The sequence below is a fragment of the Rickettsiella grylli genome (genome assembly GCF_000168295.1).
In the GTDB taxonomy this organism is placed as follows: domain Bacteria; phylum Pseudomonadota; class Gammaproteobacteria; order Diplorickettsiales; family Diplorickettsiaceae; genus Aquirickettsiella; species Aquirickettsiella grylli.
On sequence record NZ_AAQJ02000001.1, the window covers coordinates 1,399,717 to 1,424,324 of the forward strand.

General features: G+C 37.8%; 23 protein-coding genes. 20 read left to right on the plus strand and 3 right to left on the minus strand.

Translation table 11 applies throughout. The features are described 5' to 3' along the window. Window positions 1-570 precede the first annotated feature (570 nt). Window positions 571-897, minus strand: a complete 327-nt coding sequence (gene grxD, locus RICGR_RS06485; protein ID WP_081441711.1) for a Grx4 family monothiol glutaredoxin — start codon at window positions 895-897, stop codon at window positions 571-573. Between the two features lie 125 nt (window positions 898-1,022). On the opposite strand from grxD, the gene RICGR_RS06490 reads away from it, so the two are divergent. From RICGR_RS06490 to RICGR_RS06530, 9 genes are all read left to right on the plus strand, one after another. Further along, window positions 1,023-1,610 carry a superoxide dismutase gene (locus tag RICGR_RS06490; RefSeq protein WP_006034904.1) on the plus strand — a complete coding sequence of 196 codons (588 nt, stop codon included), beginning with the start codon at window positions 1,023-1,025 and terminating at the stop codon, window positions 1,608-1,610. 10 nt (window positions 1,611-1,620) lie between these two features. Further along, window positions 1,621-2,814: an aspartate aminotransferase family protein gene (locus RICGR_RS06495; RefSeq protein WP_006035830.1), complete on the plus strand. Its 1,194-nt coding sequence runs from the start codon at window positions 1,621-1,623 to the stop codon at window positions 2,812-2,814. Beyond that, window positions 2,811-3,965, plus strand: coding sequence for a trans-sulfuration enzyme family protein (locus RICGR_RS06500; RefSeq protein WP_006034860.1), 1,155 nt, complete (start codon window positions 2,811-2,813; stop codon window positions 3,963-3,965). Before RICGR_RS06495 ends, RICGR_RS06500 begins: the two co-directional genes overlap by 4 nt. A 65-nt stretch (window positions 3,966-4,030) precedes the next feature. Beyond that, window positions 4,031-4,315 (plus strand): hypothetical protein, encoded by a 285-nt coding sequence (locus RICGR_RS06505; protein WP_006035619.1) that lies wholly within the window; start codon window positions 4,031-4,033, stop codon window positions 4,313-4,315. Between the two features lie 207 nt (window positions 4,316-4,522). Then, window positions 4,523-5,647, plus strand: a complete 1,125-nt coding sequence (locus RICGR_RS06510) for a cation diffusion facilitator family transporter (protein WP_006034811.1) — start codon at window positions 4,523-4,525, stop codon at window positions 5,645-5,647. Next, on the plus strand, window positions 5,644-6,429 hold the full coding sequence (gene xth, locus RICGR_RS06515) for an exodeoxyribonuclease III (protein ID WP_006035255.1): 786 nt from the start codon (window positions 5,644-5,646) through the stop codon (window positions 6,427-6,429). Before RICGR_RS06510 ends, xth begins: the two co-directional genes overlap by 4 nt. A 10-nt stretch (window positions 6,430-6,439) precedes the next feature. Further along, the gene (hspQ, locus tag RICGR_RS06520) at window positions 6,440-6,757 is read left to right on the plus strand and encodes a heat shock protein HspQ (RefSeq protein ID WP_006035534.1); all 318 of its coding nucleotides are present in this window, start codon (window positions 6,440-6,442) and stop codon (window positions 6,755-6,757) included. Between the two features lie 41 nt (window positions 6,758-6,798). Continuing rightward, the gene (locus tag RICGR_RS06525) at window positions 6,799-7,290 is read left to right on the plus strand and encodes a SixA phosphatase family protein (RefSeq protein WP_006035112.1); all 492 of its coding nucleotides are present in this window, start codon (window positions 6,799-6,801) and stop codon (window positions 7,288-7,290) included. Then, window positions 7,283-9,028 (plus strand): tetratricopeptide repeat protein, encoded by a 1,746-nt coding sequence (locus RICGR_RS06530; protein WP_006035875.1) that lies wholly within the window; start codon window positions 7,283-7,285, stop codon window positions 9,026-9,028. The genes RICGR_RS06525 and RICGR_RS06530 overlap by 8 nt, the downstream gene beginning before the upstream one ends. A gap of 43 nt (window positions 9,029-9,071) precedes the next feature. On the opposite strand, the gene RICGR_RS06535 is transcribed toward RICGR_RS06530, so the two are convergent. Continuing rightward, window positions 9,072-9,695: a c-type cytochrome gene (locus RICGR_RS06535; RefSeq protein WP_006034735.1), complete on the minus strand. Its 624-nt coding sequence runs from the start codon at window positions 9,693-9,695 to the stop codon at window positions 9,072-9,074. Between the two features lie 147 nt (window positions 9,696-9,842). On the opposite strand from RICGR_RS06535, the gene yihA reads away from it, so the two are divergent. The 10 genes from yihA to purB all read left to right on the plus strand — a co-directional run bounded on the left by yihA (window position 9,843) and on the right by purB (window position 20,764). After that, the gene (gene yihA, locus RICGR_RS06540) at window positions 9,843-10,442 is read left to right on the plus strand and encodes a ribosome biogenesis GTP-binding protein YihA/YsxC (RefSeq protein ID WP_006035543.1); all 600 of its coding nucleotides are present in this window, start codon (window positions 9,843-9,845) and stop codon (window positions 10,440-10,442) included. Between the two features lie 108 nt (window positions 10,443-10,550). Next, window positions 10,551-12,560, plus strand: a complete 2,010-nt coding sequence (locus RICGR_RS06545; RefSeq protein ID WP_006035081.1) for an OPT family oligopeptide transporter — start codon at window positions 10,551-10,553, stop codon at window positions 12,558-12,560. A 222-nt stretch (window positions 12,561-12,782) separates the two neighbouring features. Beyond that, a complete protein-coding gene (locus tag RICGR_RS06550; protein ID WP_006036008.1) occupies window positions 12,783-14,516 on the plus strand; it encodes an ABC transporter permease in 1,734 nt (577 codons plus the stop codon). A 13-nt stretch (window positions 14,517-14,529) separates the two neighbouring features. Continuing rightward, window positions 14,530-15,843: an ABC transporter ATP-binding protein gene (locus tag RICGR_RS06555; RefSeq protein WP_006035240.1), complete on the plus strand. Its 1,314-nt coding sequence runs from the start codon at window positions 14,530-14,532 to the stop codon at window positions 15,841-15,843. Between the two features lie 63 nt (window positions 15,844-15,906). Next, window positions 15,907-16,878, plus strand: a complete 972-nt coding sequence (locus RICGR_RS06560; RefSeq protein WP_006034793.1) for a KpsF/GutQ family sugar-phosphate isomerase — start codon at window positions 15,907-15,909, stop codon at window positions 16,876-16,878. Window positions 16,879-17,011: 133 nt separating this feature from the next. Then, window positions 17,012-17,578 carry an LPS export ABC transporter periplasmic protein LptC gene (gene lptC, locus RICGR_RS06565; RefSeq protein ID WP_006035415.1) on the plus strand — a complete coding sequence of 189 codons (567 nt, stop codon included), beginning with the start codon at window positions 17,012-17,014 and terminating at the stop codon, window positions 17,576-17,578. A gap of 9 nt (window positions 17,579-17,587) precedes the next feature. After that, a complete protein-coding gene (gene lptA, locus RICGR_RS06570; RefSeq protein ID WP_006034684.1) occupies window positions 17,588-18,109 on the plus strand; it encodes a lipopolysaccharide transport periplasmic protein LptA in 522 nt (173 codons plus the stop codon). Beyond that, window positions 18,102-18,827 (plus strand): LPS export ABC transporter ATP-binding protein, encoded by a 726-nt coding sequence (gene lptB, locus RICGR_RS06575; RefSeq protein WP_006035684.1) that lies wholly within the window; start codon window positions 18,102-18,104, stop codon window positions 18,825-18,827. The genes lptA and lptB overlap by 8 nt, the downstream gene beginning before the upstream one ends. A gap of 210 nt (window positions 18,828-19,037) precedes the next feature. Beyond that, on the plus strand, window positions 19,038-19,373 hold the full coding sequence (hpf, locus tag RICGR_RS06580) for a ribosome hibernation-promoting factor, HPF/YfiA family (protein ID WP_006034658.1): 336 nt from the start codon (window positions 19,038-19,040) through the stop codon (window positions 19,371-19,373). Between the two features lie 20 nt (window positions 19,374-19,393). Next, window positions 19,394-20,764 (plus strand): adenylosuccinate lyase, encoded by a 1,371-nt coding sequence (gene purB, locus RICGR_RS06585; protein WP_006035407.1) that lies wholly within the window; start codon window positions 19,394-19,396, stop codon window positions 20,762-20,764. Window positions 20,765-20,783: 19 nt separating this feature from the next. Here purB and clpB read toward each other — a convergent pair whose 3' ends face one another. Continuing rightward, the gene (clpB, locus tag RICGR_RS06590; RefSeq protein WP_006034805.1) at window positions 20,784-23,390 is read right to left on the minus strand and encodes an ATP-dependent chaperone ClpB; all 2,607 of its coding nucleotides are present in this window, start codon (window positions 23,388-23,390) and stop codon (window positions 20,784-20,786) included. 243 nt (window positions 23,391-23,633) lie between these two features. On the opposite strand from clpB, the gene RICGR_RS06595 reads away from it, so the two are divergent. Then, complete coding sequence (locus tag RICGR_RS06595; RefSeq protein WP_006034901.1) at window positions 23,634-24,593, plus strand: S49 family peptidase; 960 nt, start codon at window positions 23,634-23,636, stop codon at window positions 24,591-24,593. The last annotated feature ends 15 nt before the right edge of the window (window positions 24,594-24,608 follow it).

The following is a 24,608-nucleotide window of genomic DNA, read 5'->3' on the forward strand; positions in this document are numbered from 1 at the left end:
ACTCAACATTAGATTGTTTGAAAGCTAGATTTTTTGCTTTATCTTATCAACAAATGTGTTACAGACTCAAACAAAAAATTAGTCTTACAAAAATCTAGTACTTCTTTAATTTCACGCTCGTAACACACCGATAAAAGTTGGAATATGCTACGTTCATAAAAATAATTTAAAAAATTTACTTATATTCCTTGTTATTTCCTACCAAGGCTGTTTAATTTCCATTCCAGCTCTTAAAAAGCAATATCGGCGAAAATTAAACAACCCTGGTTTGGCACCGCTGTAAATTATTAACTTACAGTTTCGCAAACTCTAAAAACGGAGACTTGCTTAGCGGTTTACCAAAACCGTTTTTTATAGCTATTCACTTATTTTTCAGCGATATTATTAGAAGATTCAAGACTTTTGTTGTTCGTGCTGAAACTATCTCTCTTTCTAAAAGAACATGACAGTTATTTGCATTTTATACCTAACGTTATGACTTATGTCAACGACTTCATAAGCAATAATAGGGTAATACTATCTTATTTTTTAAAAGAAAACATCCCTAATTGAAAGAAAATAGATGCAAAATCAATTAAAATCAAGTTTTCCGATAATTTTTTCTAACTGACCTGTGATATAAAGCTGTTCCACGATATCACATCCCCCGAGTAACTCGCCTTTATAGTAGAGCTGTGGGAAAGTAGGCCAATTAGAATATTGAGGTAAATCACGACGAATATCACTCTGTTCAAGTATATTGACGTGTGCAAACTTTACACGGCAGGCTTTTAATATGTCTACAACGCGCGCAGAAAACCCACAACAGGGTTTTTCTGGTGTCCCTTTCATATAGAGAATCAGCGGATACCGTTCGATTTGTTGCTTGATTATTTCGAATGTTGTGAGTTGAGTCATTGACATTTTTCCCGCCCAATAAATTTTTTATCGATTTAAATGCACTGTAGGCTTGCCTTATCTTTAGCTGAATTTTAAACTTAGATAAGCCATTTTAGCAAATCGATAAAAATAGGATAACTTTCATGAAACATCAATTACCTCCGTTACCTTATAGTTTAGAAGCCTTGGCACCTATTATTTCAAAGGAAACCCTCGAATATCACTATGGGAAACACCATAAGGCTTATGTCAATAAACTGAATGAATTAATTCCCAATACAACATTCGAAACATTATCTTTGGAAAATATTATAAAAAAAGCTCCCAAAGGCCCTATTTTTAATAATGCTGCACAGACTTGGAATCATACTTTTTATTGGCATTGTATGACACCTTTGGCGGCTAAAAACAAATTAAAAGGCGCTTTAGAAGAGAGTATCTGCAAATCCTTCGGCTCTTTTTCTCAATTTAAAGAAGCATTTACTAACGCGGCTATCGCTCAATTCGGTTCAGGATGGGCCTGGCTAATAAAAGATGCCCACGGTTTAAAGATAGAAACCACAAGCAATGCCCTCACCCCATTGAGCGAAGATAAAATCTGTTTATTAACCTGTGACGTCTGGGAACATGCTTACTATATCGACTATCGGAATGCACGTCCTCACTATCTAGAAAAATTTTGGGATATTGTCAATTGGGACTTCGTTGCTGAAAATTTTGAAAAACAATGAGATAACAGCAATGATCTCTGCCTTGATGCCTATTTACCCCCATAGATTACCTGTTGCCTTTGAAAAAGGTTCAGGTATTTGGCTTACCGATACTCAAGGAGCATGTTATTTAGATGCTTTATCAGGTATTGCCGTCTGTGGCTTAGGCCATGCTCATCCTGCAATCACTGAAACAATTTGTAATCAAGCGACAAAATTAATCCATACGTCGAATACTTATCACATTCCAGAACAAGAACGCTTGGCCTCCGCCTTAAGTCGTGTATCCGGAATGGATCAGGTTTTTTTTGCGAATTCAGGCGCAGAATCCAACGAGGCCGCTATCAAAATGACGCGGCTTTATGCGCGGCAAAAAGGCATTGAGCAACCCATCATTATTGCGATGAATAATGCTTTCCATGGTAGAACCATGGCAACACTCAGTGTATCTGGGAGTGAACGTTTGCAAATCGGTTTTGAACCGTTATTGACGCGTTTCATTCATATCCCATTTAATGATGAGACTGCATTAAAAAATACGATAAAAAAATATAAAAAAAACATCATTGCTATTATGTTAGAGCCTATTCAAGGTGATGGGGGGATAAAAATTGCAACCCCTCGTTTTTTACGAGCCATTCGAGATTATTGTGATCATTATGATTTTCTGATGATATTGGACGAAATACAAACGGGCCTGTGTCGTACCGGACCTTGGTTTGCTTACCAGGCTTATAACATTTTTCCTGATATACTGACTATCGCTAAAACTTTAGGGAACGGTTTTCCCATTAGCGCCTATTGCTCTCGCGGTAAAGCCAATAATCTTTTTCCGAGTGGAAAACATGGTTCTACTTTTGCGGGTAGCCCGTTAGCATGCGCCGTCGCATTGACCGTTATTAAAATTTTAGAAAAAGAAAATATCTCTGCACACGTAACGGAAATCGGAGATTATTTGATAAGAAAATTAAACGATTGCTTGGGTCAACATCCTCATGTTGTTGCAATAAAAGGACAAGGACTTATGATAGGTGTCGAATTGGATACAGAATGTCATCATATTCCTAAAATTGGATTAAAACACCGTTTGCTTTTTAATATTGTTTCCAACCACACCATCCGTATTTTACCTCCCTTAATTCTTCAAAAAAAAGAGGCCGACGAAATTTGTCACCGCTTAATGAAGTCTATCGATGAGTTTTATAATTTACCCTCACGTTTATGAAAAAACTTGATTTTTCGACCCGCTGCATACATGCTGGACAGCTCCCTGATCCAAGTACAGGCGCTTTAATAACGCCGATTTATGCCACTTCAACTTACGCGCAAAAAAGTCCGGGTGTACATCAGGGTTTCGAATATTCGAGAACCCAAAATCCTACTCGTTTTGCCTATGAACGGGCCATTGCCCATTTAGAAAATGGCTGCGCAGGATTTGCATTCTCTTCTGGTATGGCTGCAATCAATACGTTACTAGAGCTCTTAAATCCTGGTGACCACATTATAGGGACAGATGATTTATATGGTGGAACGGTTCGTTTATTTAATCAAATTAAACAACGATCCTCCAGTTTAAGTTTTTCATATATTGATATGACGGATTTAAATCACTTAAACCAACACATCAAACCTGAAACTAAACTCATTTGGATGGAATCACCAACAAATCCTTTATTAAAATTGGTTGATATTGAACATGTCGTAAAAATTGCTCGTCAGCATCAATTAATTTCCGTACTTGACAATACCTTTGCGACACCTTGGATTCAACAACCTTTATCGTTAGGCTGTGATCTGGTTGTCCATTCTGCCACGAAATATTTAAATGGGCATTCCGACATGATAGGGGGCATAATCGTCGTCGGTGACAATGCTGAATTAAATGAAAAAATAAGCTATTTACAAAATGCGATGGGGGCTATACAAAGCCCATTTGATAGTTTCCTTGCTCTCCGAGGCTTACATACTTTAGCGTTGCGGATGCAAAAGCATTGTGAAAATGCCCTAAAAATCGCTGAATTTCTAGAACAACATCACCAGATCGAAAAAGTCTTTTACCCTGGATTAATTCATCATCCTCAACATGCATTAGCTAAAAAACAAATGCATAATGGCTTCGGAGGAATGGTCAGTTTTACGCTCAAAGGTACGTTTAAGGAAATACAACGTTTTCTTGAACGTTGTCGTCTATTCACGTTAGCAGAAAGTTTAGGTTGCGTAGAAAGTCTCGTTAGCCATCCTGCTACAATGACACACGCCGCTTTGCCATTAAAAATTCGCGATCGTCTGGGCATTAAAGAAAATTTGCTCCGTTTGTCGGTAGGAATAGAAGGGATACATGATCTTATTAACGATCTTGAACGCGCATTAAGTTGACTATTTTTAATAATCATTTTAAAAAATTTATTAACGTTCGTTCATCCTTTAAATAGTTTTTAGGTATGATCAAAAAATTATTTTCATTACTTTTTTTTTCATTATCGCTGTCCGCTTGTCATTCAAACCTAGACACAGATACGCAAGCATTCGCTTTTAATGGAGAATCTTTCCGATTTAAAATCATTCCAGGAAAAGCAAAAACTCCTTCAAGTATGATGCCGAGAGGTTCTAGCCCTATCCGAGGACCGTCCATAAGCGCAACGCATGAAGATTCCATTGGGGATGATTTAACCCGATGTCGGAATCATTTACTCAATCAACAAGTGCATTTCGAACTTAATTTTTAACTTTTTACGGGATTGAAATTTTATTTAGGAACCCTTTTTACCCTATTAATGATAAAATTCTTTAATAATGAGTGTTGAATTCATTCATTGCATTTTACGCATTAAGCAATAAAATCAACCACTTTTAAAGTAATAATTTCTTATAAAAGGATTTTAAACGGAAATTACCCGAATCCACACACTCGATGTTTGAGGAAGCATTCGTCCATGAAAATTGCTCGTTATCATCAAACCCGCGCTATTGCTTTATGGGGGGGGCTAAAAAATCTCCTATTAGCAGGGCTGAAAATAATTTTTGGTATTATAGGCCATTCTCATGGTTTACTCGCAGATGGCGTTCACTCTCTATCTGATTTAATGGTTGATTTGCTCGTTATTATTGCTTCAAAATTTGGAAATAAAGCAGCGGATGAAAATCACCCTTACGGACATGGTCGTATTGAAACAGCCGCAACCGTTCTATTAGCAATCCTCTTAGCACTTGCAGCATTGGCTATTATTGTTAACGCTGTCACGACTATTCATCGTATTCACGTTAAAGAAATCCCTTCTCAAATTGTCTTATGGATAGCACTGAGTTCAATTTTACTGAATGAACTCATTTATTTTTGGACAAAACACATTGCAATCCAAATAAAATCTAACTTATTAATGTCAAATGCATGGCATCATCGGAGTGATTCTTTTTCTTCTATGGCGGTTGCATTCGGTGTGGTGGGTGCATGGTTAGGCTTTCCTAAATTGGATGCGGTTGCCGCTATTGTTGTCGGTTTAATGATTCTGAAAACAGCCTGGAATTTTGGCTGGTATAGTATTCGTGAATTAGTGGATACCGCACTGAGCACAGAAGAAACGGAAAAAATTAAACGCTTTATAAAAAAAGTTTCTGGTGTAAAAGCCATTCATCAATTACGAACACGTTCAATTGCGGGATCCATTTTTTGTGATGTTCATGTTTTAGTTGATCCGTTTATTACGGTTTCAGAAGGACATTATATTGGTCAGGAGGTCGAAAAACGTTTAATTGCATCATTTCCTGATATCACCGATGTCACCGTTCATATCGACACGGAAGATGATGAATTAACGAGCCCTTCTTATAATTTACCGGATAGACCTACCTTACAAAAAATGCTGCTACACTATTGGCGAGATTTATTGCCCGAAGCCGCTATTCAAACGGCGATTTTTCATTATTTAGAAGGGGAAATTAGTATTGAATTAAAACTACCGTTCAATTTTAGCAATCAAAATGACTTGGAAGCTAAATTAAAGAAAGTGATTGAAACCGAAAAATCCATTACAACGATTAAAATTTTTTATTATAAATGAACCGATTATTTAAAATTGCAACCTGGAATATTAATTCATTACGTATACGTTTAGCACATGTTTTAACGTGGCTAAACACGCATCAACCCCACTTACTGGCTTTACAAGAAACAAAAGTTCAAAATCACCATTTTCCCGAAGAACCCTTTAAAAGGGCCGGTTATCATGTTTTATATAATGGACAAAAAACTTACAATGGTGTTGCGTTTATTAGTCGTATCCCCATGCAAAATGAAGTGACTTGTTTACCCCATTTTGATGATACTCAACGACGAATATTAGTGGTCACTATAGGTTCTTTACGTATCGTTAATATTTATGTTCCTAATGGATCACATTTAGGCTCTGAAAAATTTCTTTATAAATTAAAGTGGCTAAAACAATTGAAAATTTATTTACAGCACGAATTAAGTCTTCATCCTTCTTTAATTGTGTTAGGTGATTTCAATATTGCTCCAAAAGACAACGATGTTCATGATCCTCAAATTTGGCAAGGAAAAGTACTCGTTAGCCCTCAAGAACGTAAGGCTTTACAGGATATAGTGGCTTTAGGATTAAAAGACAGTTTTCGGTTATTTCATAATGAACCCCATCAATACACCTGGTGGGATTACCGTGCGGGTGCTTTTCGTCGAAATCATGGTTTACGAATTGATCATATATTAAGCAGTACTCACTTAATTTCTCAATGCATTGATTGTGAAATTGATAAAGAAATTCGACGATGGGAAAAACCTTCCGATCATGTCCCTGTCATAGCAACTTATCAAAATATAAGTTAGGATTTAAATTATGGAGCCTATAAAAGCACGTTTTGGAATTGGAGAAATTGTCCAGCATAGTTTATTTGGCTATCGAGGTGTAGTGGTTGATGTTGATGCCGGTTTTCAAGGCGATGATGCTTGGTATAGCAAAAACGCGCCGGGAAATCCCCCCAAAAATCAACCCTGGTATCATCTTTTAGTCCATGGTTCGGTTCACCATGCTTATGCTGCAGAAATCAATTTAACACAGGATGATACACACGATCCGGTTGAGCACCCTGAATTAGATTACTTTTTTGATAGCTTTAAAAATGGAGTTTATCATCGTCGACGATATAGCAATTGAATGGGTAACCGCATCATCACGCTTCATAAAAAATTGAATGTATGAAAAATTTAACGCTTATTCGACATGCTGAAAGTCACTTACAGCGCCCGCTTGAACAGGATAAAGAACGGCTTTTAACCCCAAATGGTTTTCATCAAGTTTCCACCATTTCAAAACAATTAGAAAAAAAAAAATGTTGGCCCGATTATCTACTGTGCAGTCCTGCAAAACGGGCGATACAAACCGCAGAACTCCTTTGTAAATATCTAAAAATATCTCCCGTTATTGAAATTAATTCTTTACTTTATTTAGGCGATAGCAGTGAAGCACTTTTACAATCCCTTTTTTTACCTGATCGATTTCAACAGGTATTCATAATCGGTCACAATCCCACAATAAGCAATCTCGCTCACACATTAAGCCCCCCCACACAATCCATCATGCTCCCTACGGCAGGTGTCATTTCACTCCGTTTTAATGGCCTACGATGGGATAATATAATAGAAAAACAAGGAAAATTTCTTTTTTTTATTGAGCCTCCCCGTGAATAATAATACGACATTGCAAGGGGAAATTACCGAAAAAAATTCAACCCTCGAGGACATTTTTCAAGGGGCTTTCAATGCACAAAAATTGGGTAATTTTACCGATGCGAAAAAAAGGTACGAACATATTTTAAGTATTCAACCGACCCATGCAGAAGCAATGCATGCTTTAGGCATTCTTGCTTCTGAATTACAACAATGGGAAACCGCCATTCTGTGGATACAGCGCGCTTTAGCTATCCAACCGGATTCAGCACGTTTTCATCTTCATTTGGCCAATGGTTTTAAGAATACGAATCAACTGAAATGTGCGTTAACACATTATCAAGCCGCACTATTCTTCGATCCGCACTATGCCGAAGCACATAACAATTTAGCCGGATTATTTTATAAAAATAATCAATTAAAAATGGCCTATCAACATTGTCAACAGGCCATTAAATTAAAACCGAATTACCTGGAAGCGCATATTAACTTAGGTCTCATTTTTTTAGCTCAACACAAAAAAGAGGCAGCCATCCTACAATTTAAACAGCTATTAAAATTACACCCTCATTCTATTCAAGCCCATTGGCAATTGGCTGCTCTTTATTGGGAAGAAGAAAATTTAGAAAACGTTCACTATCACTATCAAAAAATTCTTGCCCTTGATCCTTATTCGGTAGAATTACTCAATAATTTTGCAGCTTTAATGCTAAAAAAAGAAAACGTAGCGGCCGCTATCCATTATTTTAAAAGAGCGCTCGCGCTTGACCCGCAACATAAAATAGCACGCAATAATCTTGCCGCTACATTATTACAAAATAATCAATTTGAAGACGCTATTTGGCATTATTCTTTATATTTAACGCGAGAACCTTTCGATAAAGAAGCCCTTTTTAATCGCGCGCACGCACTCATGTTAACCGGTCAATTAAATAAAGCCCTGGATGATTTAAAAAAGATTTTAACATGCGATAATAAGCATATAGATGCGCATAGTAATCTTGCTGCTATTTATTTAAAATTAAATGATCACGCTGCTGCTTTAACCCATTATCAAATTATTTTAAATTTGACTAATCAACATACCATCGCCTCTTATATGATCGCTGCACTCACTCAAAAATCGATACCGGGTTGTGCACCGTTAGATTATATAAAAAATTTATTCGATAACTACGCCTTTCAATTCGATGACCATGTAAAAAAGAGCTTATTTTACAACGTCCCTGAATTATTACGCCAACAATTAAACCCTTTTTTAACCCCAAAAAAATATACGTTGCTTGATTTGGGTTGTGGAACAGGTCTGAGTGGTCAATGCGTTAGTGATCTCTCAAAAAGACTAGTCGGGATAGATATCTCACCGAACATGCTTCAGCAAGCGAAAGAAAAAGGGTGCTATGATCTCCTCATAGAAAAGGATATTTTAAATGGCTTAGCCGGTTTAAAAGAACATTTCGAATTGATTTTGTGTATCGATACGTTAGTTTATTGTGGCGATCTTGAAAAATTTTTTATTGAAACAGTGTCGCGTTTAACAACGAATGGCTTACTCGCGCTTTCGGTCGAACTTGCTGCTAAAACAACTGCGTCCTATCGTTTGCAAACAAATGGCCGTTACCAGCATGCCGAAATTTATATAAAAAAACTCGGTAAGAAAAATCAATTAAAATTATTAATTGCTAAACAGGTCATCGGACGCCATCAAAATAATAAGCCTATTAATACCGGTTTATTTATTTTTCATAAACACCCCTAGCTCCGCATCGATTCAAGAGGCACTTACACCTTACACCACGAACTTAACCATAGAGGCCTGAAATATAATTGGATACTGCAACAATGTCCGCATCACTCATTTTTTTACTGATCATTGGCATCATCTGATAACGATCATTATTTCGTTTACCGGCTCGAAATGCTTTCAATTGTGAGGCAATGTAGTGTGCGTGTTGTCCACTTAAGCGGGGAAATCCAGCCGGTGGATTTCCTAAACCTGCAGGCCCATGACACGCCAAACAAGCCGGTATCTTTTTAGCGGCATCACCACCGCGATAAATAGATTCACCTAAGGACAGCAAATGATTTTGTGCAGTGTCAATCGTTCCAGTCAAGCGCGCATAATAACGCGCTATCTTGATTTTTTCTTTTTCCGATAATGCTAACATGAATGCATTCATCATTGCATTTTTACGTGCATATTTATCATTGGATTGAAAATCATGCATCTGTTTCATCAAATAATTCATATTTTGTCCTGCTAATTTAGGCCAGTTTTCATTCACCGTGGAATTCCCTTGTTGACCATGACACCCTTCACATTCAGTAATCATTTGATTCATTGTTTTTTCATCTTTTTTGGCAATACTCGACGAAAAAGTGAGTAGACATAAAAAGAAAACTGTAAAATTTTGGTAATTGAACATGATTGAAAAATTTTTATGTTATTTCAAAAAAAGGAGATTGCTAAAAACAATGATTTAGCCTATAGTCCCCAGCAGGCTTTAGCAAACTCTAAAAATAACATAAATGCCAGGGAGTTTTTCTTTTTTAATTGAAGTAGAAAACAAAACTTGAGTTCATCTGCCTTTCCACTGACACTCTTTTTGAAAAGTGTTGCCCAACTCGATCAACTTCCTCCTGATAAAGGTGCGGAAATTGCGTTTATTGGTCGTTCGAATTCGGGAAAATCGTCTGCAATTAACGCCATTACAGGAAAAAAAGGACTCGCTAAAATTAGCAAAACACCCGGTCGTACTCAATTATTGAATTTTTTTCAACTGAATGAAAATCTTCGTTTAGTGGATCTCCCCGGTTATGGTTTTGCTAAGGTTTCGGATAATAGAAAAATCGACTGGGAAAAAACGATTACCCATTATCTTAAAATGAGGAAATCGTTAAAGGGTCTTATTATGACCATGGATATCCGTCACCCGCTCAACGACCGAGACGAGGTCTTATTAGCGTTTGTATCTCATTATCACATTCCTACCTATATTCTTCTGACGAAAGCCGACAAATTAACACGAGCGCAAGCGATTCATACACTCAGATCAATCCGTCAACAATTGACTATTCTCAATAAAACCTGTGAATTACAAATTTTTTCAGCCATTCAATCGATAGGTCTTGGAAACGCGCGTCATAAAATTTTAGACTGGCTTTCAAAATAAGACGGAATTTTGAATTTTCTACATCTTGCATTTCTATATCGCTTACTGTTTTTGACCTCTAGAGTACAATGTGATAAATAATAGTTAATTAAAAGAATGTTGGGTTTCATGTCATTACATTCCTCAGAAATAAGTTTTCGCGCCATCGTATTAGCTATTTTGCTTGCAGTCATCCTCGCGGCTGCAAATGCTTATTTAGGCTTAAAAGTCGGCTTAACCATTTCCGCATCGATACCTGCGGCCATCCTTTCTATGGGCATTTTACGTTTTTTTAAAAACGCTTCGATTCTTGAAAGTAATATCGTTCAAACGGGCGCATCTGCTGGGGAAGCTTTGGTGGCAGGAACTGCATTTATTCTTCCTGCCTTAATCATACTCCACTATTGGCAGCACTTTGATTATTGGCAAACAGTCATCATTTCCTTAACGGGCGGAATTTTAGGGGTCCTATTTTCTATCCCTTTAAGGCGCGTATTATTAGCTGATCCTTCTTTACGCTTTCCTGAAGGCACCGCCATAGGCCACGTTTTAAAGCTCAGTCAAGACACTCAAGGAAATCTCAAAGAACTTATCCAAGGTGGCTTGTTAGGTGGTTTTGTATCGCTATTCCAATCGGGTTTTCAGATCATAGCCACTAATTTTCCATTATGGTTTAAAGCCGATAATAAATTTATTTTTGGTTTTACATTGGGGTTTGAACCTGCCTTACTGGCTGCGGGCTATATCGTGGGTATTGGTGTTGCAATAAGCACCTTAGTGGGTGTAATTCTTGGCTGGGTAATCGGGATCCCTCTCTATAGTTATTTACATCCGCTCATCATGGCTCCTCACCAATCGGCGTTCAATTTAGCCCTTCATGTTTGGCAATTCAGCATTCGTCCCATTGGCGTAGGCACGATGCTCATCGGGGGTTTATGGACAATGGTTTTACTCTTTAAACCCATTATAAAAGGCGTCCATTCATCTTTTGTTTCACTAAAAACTATTCAAGAAAGTGGTTATGCCGCGCTTCCTAAAAATGAACGCGATATACCCATCCATTACACAGTAGCACTACTTGCGATTTTAATAGTCCCATTAGCGTATATTTTGTTTAGCTTCATTAATCACCCTGCATTAGGATTATCAAGCACCATCCAAATAATAACCCTATTTATTGGTATTGTTTTTATTTTAATCACTGGTTTCTTTTTTTCCTCGTTATGTGGTTATTTTGCAGGGCTTATTGGGAGTAGCCAAAGCCCCATTTCGGGGATTTCGCTTTCTGCACTGTTGTTTGCATCGCTTACCCTTTTAGCGATTTTCAATTTTGCACCTGGTTTTACGCATGACGTTAAACATCTACTTGAAGGAGAAGGTTTAGCCATTATTATCGGAACATTGGTCAGTAGTAGCTGTGCGATTACCAATGATACCATTCAAGATCTAAAAGCCGGACAAATTGTCGGCGCAACGCCGTGGAAACAACAACTGATATTAATTTTAGGTGTCGTAATCTCTGCCTTAATCCTCGCACCTACCTTAGAATTATTGTTTAATGCTTACGGAATTGGTGGTATTTCTCCTCCCGGACGCGTAATGGATCCGGCTCAAATGCTCTCTGCGCCGCAAGCAACACTGATGGCAAGCTTAGTTACTGGTGCGTTTAAACATAATTTACCGTGGGGTTTAATTAGCATCGGCTTTGTTGTTGCTCTTTGTTGCATTATTATCGATGGACTATTACAAAAACGCGGCTTACGCTTACCTGTATTAGCGGTCGGTATTGGCATTTATCTCCCTCTTGATACTTCATCTGGATTAATTTTGGGAGGGCTTGCTTCCTACGTTGTAGAACGAACATTGACTCATCATCGCGCTCAACAAACCTCAGAATCTAAAAAAATTGCACGGCAACGCGGTCTTACGCTCGCTTGTGGAATAGTCGCTGGTGCTTGCTTAATGGGTGTCATTTTAGCAATTCCCTTTACTTTAACAGAATCTACCGATGTGTTACGTCTCATGCCGAAACATTTAACACTGTTAGCAAGTCTGTTAGGCATACTCTCTACACTCAGTATTTTGGGATTAATTTATCAGACCGCTTGCAAAAATAAATCAAGTCACTTTACACGTTGACAATATAAAAAAATCAGACTAGGCTCCCGCTAAATTCAGAGGGTAAATATATACCCCCTGGTTTGTAATTATTTAACGCATTAGTTTTAGTCTAATAACAAAATGAGTGGCGCCGGATCAATACCTTCGAACACGCTTGCAATCGTGAATAAGCGTCGTCTCCAATGCAAAAATTATAGTCCATGGGGGTAAATATCTACCTTCCCCAAATGGGAGGTCGGCATGTCAACAATCTACAATCGGTTTTCTTTTAGAAGCTCTTTTAAAATTCTTCCGAATGCTTGGGACTTCGTTGCCCTTATTATGGTACTCGGGATGCTTGCTGCATTTGTTTGGGCAGGCAAGCAAATAACTTCACCCTATCACGTTGGTCAACCTTTCGCATTAACTTTAGATCCTCTCCAATTACCTAAATATGCTTTATTTACGGTATTACGTTTATTTACAGCCATGGCGTTTTCTTTATTATTTACCTTTACAGTGGGAACTTTAGCGGCAAAAAATAAACGCGCGGCTCGTATTATCATCCCTTGTATCGATATTTTACAATCCGTACCGGTTATCGGTTTATTATCAATTACCATCGTAGGTTTTATTACTTTATTTCAGGGAAGTCGTTTAGGTCCAGAAGCTGCAGCTATTTTCGCAGTTTTTACCGCTCAAGTATGGAATATTACGCTTAGTTTTTATCAAAGCTTACGTTCTGTGCCCACTGAGTTAAAGGAAGCCGCGGATATATTTCATTTATCCTCCTGGCAGCGTTTTTGGCGACTTGATGTTCCTTTCAGTATGCCTGGTCTTTTATGGAATATCATGATGTCAATGTCGGCCAGTTGGATTTTTTTAATTGCATCTGAAAGTATTTCTGTTAATAATCAAACGATTATATTACCCGGCATCGGTTCTTACCTAGGACTTGCGATTAATAGGGCCAGTATCTCCGGTGTCATTTATACTATTCTGACCATGTTCGTTGTCATTTTACTGTATGATCAACTTCTCTTTCGACCCTTGCTCAATTGGTCAAAAAAATTCACATTCGAACAGGTCAGCCAAGAATATGTTTCTCGCTCGTGGCTCACCTCATTGTTACAGCAAACGTATATTTTAAAATATCTAGGCCGCTTTTTTGGAAAATTAGGGGATACGATCGTCAATATTTCCTTTTTCAAAACTAAAAAAGAAGTCTCGGCTAAAAAATCAGGTTCTAACAAATTCATTGACTTTATTTGGTATAGCATGACCTTCGTATTCGTCAGCCTCTCGCTTTGGTTATTATTGCAATTTATTTTAAAAAATCTCTCACTACACGAATTAATTCATGTATTTTTTCTAGGTTGTATTACCGCATTGAGGATTATTTCCATTATTTTAATAGCGAGTATTATTTGGATTCCCATCGGGGTTTTTATAGGATTAAATCGCCGTATTGCAGAATGGATACAACCGATTGCGCAATTTTTTGCAGCATTTCCAGCGAATGTTTTATTTCCTATTGTCGTTATTTTAATTTTAAAATACCACTTAAATTTCGAAATCTGGTCAACCCCCTTATTATTATTAGGCACACAGTGGTATATTTTATTTAACGTTATCGCAGGTACCGCTGCTTTACCAGAAGATTTAAAAGAAGTCAGCAGCAACTTTGGCGTTAAAGGGTGGCAATGGTGGCGTCGACTTATTTTACCTGGAATTTTTCCCCATTGGATTACCGGAACCATTACTGCAATTGGGGGGGGGTGGAATTTGACCATTTTAACTGAAATCATTAACTGGGGTTCTATCACACTGGTCTCTACTGGGCTTGGTGCTTATATTGCAAAGTCAGCGGATGCTGGAGATTTCCCGCGTATAGCCCTGGGGATGGCGATGATGAGTCTTTTTGTGTTAGTGATGAATCATTTAGTTTGGCGCCCACTCTACAATTTATCTCAGTCCCGTTATCGGTTAGATTAAGAAAAGAAATCGCATGAATAAAAAACCCATTTTCACTGTAAAAGATATCAGCAAATCCTTTAAAAAAGCTGAACAGCAAGAATTGTTGGTGCTGGATAAAGTCAATTTTCAACTCTTTGAAGGTGAAATTGTCGCGCTATTAGGAAAATCAGGTTCGGGAAAATCCACTTTATTACGTATCATTTCTGGTCTTTCGCACCCGAGCAGTGGCACAGTAACTTATCGAGAAAAGGTGGTTAATGGGCCTGTGCACGGCATGGCGATGGTTTTTCAAAACTTCGCGCTGTTGCCTTGGTTAACCGTGTTAGAAAATGTAGAGTTAGGTCTCGAAGCATTACGCATTCCTCGTGATGAACGTAGAACACGTTCGTTAAAGGCGCTTGACATCATTGGTCTGGATGGATTTGAATCCGCGTATCCAAAAGAATTATCGGGCGGAATGCGTCAACGGGTAGGGTTTGCACGTGCGCTTGTCGTTAATCCGGATGTACTGCTGATGGATGAACCGTTCTCAGCCTTAGATGTACTGACCGCTGATAACCTTAAAAGTGATCTACTTGATTTATGGGAAGCAAAACAAACCGGTACGCGTGGCATTTTATTTGTCACACACAACATTGAAGAAGCGGTTTTACTTGCTAATCGTGTTATTGTATTTGATAGCGATCCGGGAAGCATTCGATCAGAATTGAGCATCGATTTAAACTATCCCCGTACGGAGCAAAGTGCAGAGTTTCGAAAATATGTGGATCAAATCTATGCGTTGATTACGCGTCAAATGGATGAACGTAAGAAATTTCTGCTTAAAGAACAGTTACCTCGAATTACCGACATCGGTTATCGCCTTCCGGATGCAGATATTTCTGAATTAACCGGTTTACTTGAGACTTTAGATCAAACTGAATATGAAGGTCATGTCAGTCTACCTGAACTGACTGAAACCTTGCACTTAGATGTGGATGACTTATTCCCATTAACTGAAGTGTTGGATATTTTAGGTTTTGCGCATGTGAACAATGGAGAGTTAATTTTAACAGAAGCTGGAAAATTATTTGCAAATGCCGATATTTTAGAACGAAAAAAAATCTTTGCCGCTCATTTATTACGGTATGTTCCTTTAGCAAAACACATACGACAAGTTCTAGAAGAAAGACGAACAACAGGTCAACGCGCTTCAAAAGAACGTTTTCTGAATGAATTAGAAGATTATTTAAGTGAAAAAGAAGCTGAGCGCGTCCTTCGCACCGTGATAGATTGGGGTCGTTATGCAGAATTATTCGCGTATACAAACGACACGGGTATGCTCAGTTTAGAAAATCCAAATTAAACTGCATTACCATATTAATTGATTCACTCACTATTCCTCGTCTAATTTTAGGATTAAAAATGAATGAATACTAAAAAATTTTCTGATTCAGCGCGCAACGTTATAGAAATAGAAGCGAACGCCATTTTGAATTTGTTACCACAACTTGATTCGAAATTCGAACGGGCCTGTGAATTATTTTTAAATTGCCAAGGTCATATTGTTGTCATTGGAATTGGGAAATCGGGACATATTGGCAATAAAATTGCAGCGACTTTAGCGAGCACCGGAAGTCCTGCTTTTTTTATTCATGCCGCAGAAGCTAATCATGGTGATCTGGGTATGATCAATTCTAAAGATGTCGTTCTTGCCATTTCTCATTCGGGTGAAACAGACGAGCTTATCAGCATCCTTCCTACACTCAAATTTCTTAATATTCCTTTTATACTCATGACAGGAAATCCAAATTCTACGCTCGCACAGCAAGCCACTGTTACGCTTCATATCCCTATAGAACAAGAAGCCTGTTCCCTAGGATTAGCACCTACCTCAAGCAGCACAGCAACTTTAGTCATGGGTGATGCCATCGCTATCGCATTGCTTAATCGACGAGGTTTTAGCAGTAATGACTTTGCGAAAGTCCATCCAAGAGGCCATTTAGGACGTCGTCTACTATTAAAAGTAGCCGATATTATGCATACGGGTCCTGCGCTGCCTAATGTAAGGTCGGGAACCCCTTTAATTCAAACTTTATTTGAAATATCACAAAAAAGACTGGGTATGACCATTATTACGGATGAAAATCAGCGCTTACTTGGAATTTTTACAGATGGTGATCTGAGACGTGCCATCGACCAAGGTTTAAATCTACAGACCACTTTAGTGGATCACGTCATGACGGCTCATTGTAAAACGATTAATAAAGACAAGCTCGCAACGGAAGCCTTACACCTCATGGAAACAAGCAAAATTACAACATTAATTATCGCAGATAAGGAAAAAAAGCCCCTTGGCGTCGTGCATATTCATGACATTCTCAGCCGAAAAATCACTTAATTTTCCAAAATTTTTTTATTGTTCAATTTACCATTTATAACGCAACTTCCTGTTTTTTGTCGGCAACTTGACAAAAACCCCATTACTGTGAATATATTGAACATAAAATCGTTTATTAACCTATGTCAAAAATATGTTTTCTAAAACAGTACTCATTAACCTTATTCTTATTTTATCTATCTTATTCGGTTTATACTATATAAGATTACAGTTAACGCGGCCTGTTAACACGTCCAATTTAACGCACCAACCCGATAGTTACGCCACTCAGGTTGTTATGTATCATATCGATAAAGCAGGTATTCTTGGTGATCAATTAAGTGCTCCTTTTTCACTCCATTATCCTTCAAACAATACTATTTTACTGACAGCACCTCTTTTTACTTTCTATTTAAAAAATAAAGCGTCTTGGCAACTTTCAGCCCGGTATGGAAGGTTAAAAGAGAATGATCGTCTACACCTGTGGAATAATGTTACACTCGAGCAAAAAAATTCAAACAATAAAATTATTTCGACTTTGAAAACGTCTACTTTAGATATCCATATTAAGGAAAAAATAGCGGATACGTCCGCACCGGTTCGCATCACGCGGATGAACCAAGTCATCCATGCGGTAGGACTCCATGCTAATTTCAATACCAAAACAATTCGACTTTTATCTCAGGTAAAGAGTCAATTCATGCCCGAAAAAAGTAAATGAGGTTTACTCTTGAATGCACTTGAACAAAAAATATTTAAAATAAAGAAAGCTTATTTATTGTTCGTCAATCTATCGATCGTGTTTTGCCTGTCGACTGTTGCTTGCGCACACTCCAATGATCTTGCTTATTTTGAATCGGATAGTGTGACCTATAATAATAAAACGAAACAAGGCATTTATCGAGGACATATTAAACTGACCCAAGGTTCAGCCGTCCTCACTGCAGATTATGCGACCAGTTATTTCGATCAAAATGGCCAAATTAATAAGATAATCGCCATAGGAAATCCAGCGCGATATCAAGCGTTTATATTTCCTCATCGTCCTCAATTAATCGCTACCGGAAAAACGATTTATTATTATCCAAAAAAAGAGTACTTAGAAGCCATAGGAAATGCTGAAATGGTACAAGGAAAAAATCATTTTAAAGGGTATCAAATTAATTACGATTTTAAAACGAAAACGATCGGTTCTCCTTTATCACCAAAAGGACACACTCAAATTACAATAGCACCCTTGAATCATGAATAAATTAAACGCTATCCATTTAACGAAACGGTATCATTCACGTATTGTTGTCGAAAATGTTTCGCTTGAATTAGAAACCGGAGAAGTGATTGGTTTACTCGGCCCCAATGGCGCAGGAAAAACCACAAGCTTTTATTTAATTGTCGGTTTAGTGACCTGCACACAAGGAAAAATTTTACTCAATAATCAGAACATTACGCATTTGCCGATGCATGCTCGCGCTAAAGCAGGGATTGGTTATTTACCACAAGAACCTTCGATATTTCGCAAATTAACCGTGGCTGATAATATTCTTGCTATTCTTCAATTACGTCATGATTTATCAAAAGAACAACGCAAACAACACCTTGAAAATTTACTTCGCGAGTTTCATATTACACCTATCCGTGACACGCTAGGCATTCGTTTATCCGGCGGTGAACGCCGGCGTGTCGAAATAGCGCGCGCTTTGGCGATGGAACCCAAATTTATGCTATTAGACGAACCTTTTGCAGGAATCGATCCGATTTCTGTTGTTGATATTAAACGCATGATTATTCACTTAAGCCAACGGGGTATAGGCGTTTTGATTACCGACCATAATGTCAGAGAAACACTCGCGATTTGCAAACGGGCTTATATCGTGAATGAGGGAAAAACAATCTATGTAGGCACACCACAGGAAGTATTGAAGAATCAACGGGTCAGAGAAATTTATTTAGGACATGAATTTGATCTATAACCTTAATAATAAATACAAGGCAAAATTGGTTTAATTTTTAATCAGTTTTTACAAACCAACTCATTTTGACGCTCATTTTTCATAACACGCAATCGATTTAAAATGGATCGATAACGCTCACCCTCTCCACAGGAGAGCCTAATCTAAGGTATAATCGGGTGGGCATTTTTTAGAACATTATTTAAAACAATTAATTATAAAGAGGGCCTTATGCAAATTACGATTACAGACGATGGCATTAAAGTGACCGATGCTTTAAAACAATATATTTTAGATAAATTTAAACGACTGGAACGTATAACGCATAAAACCTCAACATTACATATTACTTTAAGTCTTGAACATCTAGATCAAGTCGCTAAAGCGTTAATGCATACCCATGGTAATGAATTTTATGCCCGTGCTAAAAATGAAAATCTTTACACGGCTATTGATGAATTAATTGATAAAATAGAGCAGCAAATCAATAAACATAAATTAAAAAGTAAAGAAAAACGACATGATCGATCCGAAAAATATGATCCAGAGGGATCCGAAGAACTGTAAATAAATTTATCGAGGCCTTTGTGCAACTTAATTCTTTAACTGCGATTTCCCCAATTGATGGACGTTATTCTGATAAAACCGATAGTTTGCGTTGTTTATGCAGTGAGTATGGTTTATTTTATTTTAGAGTATTGATTGAAATACGTTGGCTACAAACATTGGCTCATGAACCTCATATCAAGGAAATTCCAAAGTTTTCCTTAAAAAGCCAACAACAATTAGAGGCTATCATTGAAAAATTTAGTTTGAAAGATGCTGAAAAAATTAAAACGTTAGAAAAAACGACGCGGCATGATATTAAAGCCGTCGAATATTTTTTAAAGGAAAAATTAACTAAAATCCCTTCATTAAAACCTATTCGCGAGTTTGTACATTTTGCGTGTACCTCAGAGGATATCAATAACCTGTCTTATGCCTTAATGCTCAAGGAAGTACGTACTCAACATTTATTACCCGCTATTCAAAAACTGATTACGTGTTTAAAAAAATATGCACATCGCTATGCATCACACCCCATGCTTAGCCGCACACATGGTCAACCGGCTGTACCGACCACCATGGGTAAAGAATTGGCCAATTTTGCGAATCGTTTAATCGAACAAAAAAAATTATTGATGGCTATTAAACTACGCGGTAAATTTAATGGTGCGATTGGTAATTATAATGCACATCGAATTGCTTACCCTGATATTAACTGGCCTGCACTCAGCAAAAAATTCGTAACCCGTTTAAATCTAGATTGGAACGCATATACCACCCAGATTGAACCACATGACACGATTGCGGAATACTGCGACAATTTAAAACGAATCAATAACATATTCATAAATTTAGCCGCTGATTGTTGGGGTTATATTTCTCTCGGTTATTTCAAGCAAAACACCGAACCTGGTGAAATAGGTTCTTCGACAATGCCTCATAAAATTAATCCTATCGATTTTGAAAATGCAGAAGGAAATCTCAGTTTAGCAAATAGTCTTTATCAACATTTTTCCAGAACCTTGCCTATTTCCCGCTGGCAGCGAGATTTAAGAGATTCAACATTACTTCGCAATCTAGGATCAGCGTTCGCATACACGCTAATCGGCTATAACAGTTTATTATGTGGTTTAAAAAAAATTTCCGTTGATGACACAAAACTTTTGGAAGATCTGAATCAGCATTGGGAAATACTGGCCGAAGCCATACAAACCGTTTTAAGACGTTATTCCGCTAACCTGCCTTATGAGCAATTAAAACAATTAACCCAAGGAAAAAAGGTTGATCAAAAAATGCTTCACCAATTTATTAACGATTTAAAAATACCCAATCATGCTAAAAAAAGACTACTCCAATTATCTCCGACCAATTATTTAGGTTATGCAACAGAATTGGCGCAATCCATTGGATAGTTTTATCGTTGTTTATTTTTTATTTCCTCATTTTTTGACGTTGTTTTTTTGCGGTTAATTTTATTTTATCGTCACTATAATCCACAAAAATTTTGTCCCCCGGCAGAAATTTTTCTTCAAGCATTTCCTTGGCAATGGGGTTTTCCAATTCTTGCTGAATCGTCCGTTTTAAAGGTCGTGCGCCATAAACAGGATCGTAACCCATTTTAGCAATATGGTTTATGGCAGCTTCGCTCACTTCTAAGTGTAAGTCTCGTTCACCAAGACGTTGACGGAGGCGTTGTAATTGAATTTTTGTAATCGAATGAATTTGTGTTTCATTTAAGGCATGAAATACAACCACTTCATCAACGCGATTAATAAATTCAGGTCGAAAATGTTGCGCAATGATATCCATTAATGTACTTTTTAAAGCGGCATAGTCCTGCTTTGAAGTAAATTCTTGAATAATTTGCGATCCTAAATTCGATGTCATAACAATCACTGTATTTCGAAAGTCGACGGTACGTCCATGACTATCGGTTAACCGACCATCTTCTAATACTTGTAATAAAATATTGAATACATCCGCATGTGCTTTTTCAATTTCATCCAAAAGCACCACAGAATAAGGCTTTCGACGCACTGCTTCAGTAAGATAGCCGCCTTCTTCGTAACCCACATAGCCTGGAGGAGCACCAATTAACCGTGCGACCGAATGTTTTTCCATAAATTCGGACATGTCTAAACGCACCATCGCCTCATCGGAATCAAATAAAAATCCTGCTAAAGCTTTGCACACTTCAGTTTTACCCACACCCGTAGGTCCTGAAAAAATAAATGATCCGATGGGACGATTCGGATCAGAAAGTCCTGCGCGAGACCGCCGAATGGCATTGGCTACCACAGAAATCGCTTCATCTTGACCCACCACCCGTTTATGGAGTGCGTCTTCCATCTGTAATAATTTTTCTCGTTCACCCTCGAGCATCTTCGCAACAGGGATACCGGTCCATTGTGAAACAATTTCTGCAATTTCTTTCTCGCTTACCTTATTGCGTATTAAAGCGGGTTGTTCTTTTTTTTCTATTTTTTGAGCGGCCACTAATTTTTTTTCTAAAGCAGGAATATGGCCATATTGGAGTTCAGACATTCGATTCAAATCGCCCGAACGGCGTGCTTTTTCTAACTCAAATTGAGCCTTTTCCAGTTCACTTTTAATTTTTTGCTCGCCTTGTAAGGTTGCCTTTTCAGCTTTCCAAATCTCATTCAGATCGGCATATTTTTTTGAAAGTTCAGTAATCTCATTGTCTAAATTTTTCAATCTGATTTTGGAGGATTCATCGGTTTCTTTTTTGAGTGCTTCTCGTTCAATTTTTAACTGAATTAATCGCCTATCTAATCGATCTAATTTTTCGGGTTTAGAATCAATTTCAATTCGAATCCGACTCGCCGCTTCATCAATCAGATCAATGGCTTTGTCCGGTAAATTTCTATCTGAAATATAACGATGCGATAACGTTGCGGCCGCAACAATAGCAGAATCCATAATTTCGACGCCATGATGAATTTCATAACGTTGCTTTAAACCCCGTAAAATAGCGATCGTATCTTCAACATTCGGCTCATCAACCAGAATTTTTTGAAAACGACGTTCTAATGCAGCATCCTTTTCAATATAGTTTCGGTATTCATTTAATGTCGTTGCACCAATACAGTGTAATTGACCTCTTGCTAAAGCAGGTTTTAGCATATTCCCCGCATCCATAGCCCCTTCCGCTTTCCCTGCCCCCACCATGGTATGCAACTCATCAATAAATAAAATAATTTGCCCTTCTTGCTTTGCAAGTTCATTTAATACCGCTTTTAATCGCTCTTCAAATTCACCACGATACTTAGCCCCCGCAATCAATGAACCGATATCTAAAGCCAGTAAACGTTTATTTCTTAATCCTTCTGGAACTTCGTGATTAACAATACGTTGAGCAAGCCCTTCCACGACAGCCGTTTTACCCACTCCAGGTTCACCAATAAGAACCGGATTATTTTTGGTTCGTCGTTGTAACACTTGAATGGTTCGACGTATCACATCATCTCGACCAATCACCGGATCTAATTTTCCTTGTGACGCTTGTGTTGTCAAATCAATGGTATATTTTTCTAAAGCCCCTCGACGACCTTCCGCTTCAGGATCATTCACGGTCTCGCCACCTCGTATATCCTTTATTGCTTGTTCAATCATTGTTTTATCAGCACCTGCTTTCCTTAATAACTCACCTAAAATACTTTTATCCCCCACTGCGGCCAATACAAATAATTCACTGGATAGATACTCATCCTGTCTTTGTTGTGCAAATTTATCGGTTATATTCAATAAACGAGTAAAATCTTTAGAAGGATAAATTTCACCTGGTGTTGAAGTTTCTACGCTCGGCAAGTGTGCGATTGCTTCATCTACACTTTTCGTTAATTGATTTAAATTAACGTTCGCTTTACTTAATAGAGGCCTCACCGTACCCTTTTCTTGTCGTAATAAAGCAGACATCAAATGAATAGGTTCAATAAACGCGTTATCATGCCCTATTGCGATTGATTGCGATTCGGCCAACGCATTCTGAAATTGACTTGTTAATTTATTAAGACTCATATTACCCCTCGAATGATCATTCAATTGGATGACTGTCTTCTCAATAGTTTAGTCTAATTCGGAAAAATCAAGTCAACTCTGGAAAAATTTCAGATCATTCTAATAGAACATCAATACCCAATACCACTGCACAAGTCGATGAATAGAAAGTCAATGATTCATTTTTAGATCAATATGTCCCCTGTCATAAAAAAGAGGTAAACTAAGCGAATTTACCTATTTAACGTTTCAGCAGGGGTTTATATGGCAGAAGAATTATTAAGTGATCCAACGTGGCAACGTAAAACCCTGGAAAAATTACTTTTTGAGGCCTTAAAAGAACAACGACGTAAAAGACGATGGAACATTTTTTTTAAATTTTTACTTTTTTTGATTTTTTTAAGCTTTTTGCTTATTTTATGGCCATCAACGCCTAACCTTCCAACGACTTCTAAAGCCAAAGCACACATTGGACTTGTTGATATCAAAGGGATCATTAACGATAACTCAGCGGCTAATGCGGACAATGTTATAGAAGGTCTACAAAATGCCTTTGAGGACAAAAATACCCGTACCGTTATTCTTCGCATTAATAGTCCCGGTGGAAGTCCAGTGCAAGCCGCACAGATCTATCATGAAATCCGTTATTTACGTCATCAATATCCCAAAACCAAGCTCTATGCGGTCTGTGATGATCTGTGTGCATCGGCGGCTTATTACATCGCCTCTGCAAGTGATCGTATTTATGCGAATCCCTCAAGTCTCGTCGGATCAATTGGTGTTTTAATGGATGGATTTGGTTTTGTAGAGACGATGAAAAAAGTCGGCGTCGAACGTCGTTTATTAACCGCTGGCGATCATAAAGGTTTTTTAGATCCATTTTCACCAGAAAAATTAGATGAAAAACGGATTGCCGAACGTATGCTTGCCAATGTTCATCAGCAATTCATTCATGCGGTTAAACAAGGCCGCGGAAATCGTTTAAAAAATAATCCTGAATTATTTTCAGGATTAGCCTGGACCGGCGAGGAGGCATTACCTTTAGGGTTAATCGACGGTTTTGGAGATTTAAATAGTTTATCCCGTGAATTAATTAAAAATAAAAACATTGTCGATTACACGGTTAAACCCGGCCTTCTACAACAACTTTCTGATCGTATTGGCGCGGCGTTTGCACAACAACTCAGTACGAATCTGGGCATTTTACCTCATGGATTTCGTTAACAAAAAAATACAATC

Coding starts and splice junctions, on each gene's coding strand:
- RICGR_RS06595 (WP_006034901.1), top strand. CDS start 23,634: ATGGCAGAAGAATTATTAAGTGATCCAACGTGGCAACGTAAAACCCTG.
- clpB (WP_006034805.1), bottom strand. CDS start 23,390: ATGAGTCTTAATAAATTAACAAGTCAATTTCAGAATGCGTTGGCCGAA.
- hpf (WP_006034658.1), top strand. CDS start 19,038: ATGCAAATTACGATTACAGACGATGGCATTAAAGTGACCGATGCTTTA.
- RICGR_RS06490 (WP_006034904.1), top strand. CDS start 1,023: ATGAAACATCAATTACCTCCGTTACCTTATAGTTTAGAAGCCTTGGCA.
- RICGR_RS06495 (WP_006035830.1), top strand. CDS start 1,621: ATGATCTCTGCCTTGATGCCTATTTACCCCCATAGATTACCTGTTGCC.
- hspQ (WP_006035534.1), top strand. CDS start 6,440: ATGGAGCCTATAAAAGCACGTTTTGGAATTGGAGAAATTGTCCAGCAT.
- lptC (WP_006035415.1), top strand. CDS start 17,012: ATGTTTTCTAAAACAGTACTCATTAACCTTATTCTTATTTTATCTATC.
- RICGR_RS06500 (WP_006034860.1), top strand. CDS start 2,811: ATGAAAAAACTTGATTTTTCGACCCGCTGCATACATGCTGGACAGCTC.
- grxD (WP_081441711.1), bottom strand. CDS start 897: ATGACTCAACTCACAACATTCGAAATAATCAAGCAACAAATCGAACGG.
- RICGR_RS06525 (WP_006035112.1), top strand. CDS start 6,799: ATGAAAAATTTAACGCTTATTCGACATGCTGAAAGTCACTTACAGCGC.
- RICGR_RS06505 (WP_006035619.1), top strand. CDS start 4,031: ATGATCAAAAAATTATTTTCATTACTTTTTTTTTCATTATCGCTGTCC.
- RICGR_RS06550 (WP_006036008.1), top strand. CDS start 12,783: ATGTCAACAATCTACAATCGGTTTTCTTTTAGAAGCTCTTTTAAAATT.
- RICGR_RS06545 (WP_006035081.1), top strand. CDS start 10,551: ATGTCATTACATTCCTCAGAAATAAGTTTTCGCGCCATCGTATTAGCT.
- RICGR_RS06555 (WP_006035240.1), top strand. CDS start 14,530: ATGAATAAAAAACCCATTTTCACTGTAAAAGATATCAGCAAATCCTTT.
- RICGR_RS06560 (WP_006034793.1), top strand. CDS start 15,907: ATGAATACTAAAAAATTTTCTGATTCAGCGCGCAACGTTATAGAAATA.
- xth (WP_006035255.1), top strand. CDS start 5,644: ATGAACCGATTATTTAAAATTGCAACCTGGAATATTAATTCATTACGT.
- lptB (WP_006035684.1), top strand. CDS start 18,102: ATGAATAAATTAAACGCTATCCATTTAACGAAACGGTATCATTCACGT.
- RICGR_RS06510 (WP_006034811.1), top strand. CDS start 4,523: ATGAAAATTGCTCGTTATCATCAAACCCGCGCTATTGCTTTATGGGGG.
- RICGR_RS06535 (WP_006034735.1), bottom strand. CDS start 9,695: ATGTTCAATTACCAAAATTTTACAGTTTTCTTTTTATGTCTACTCACT.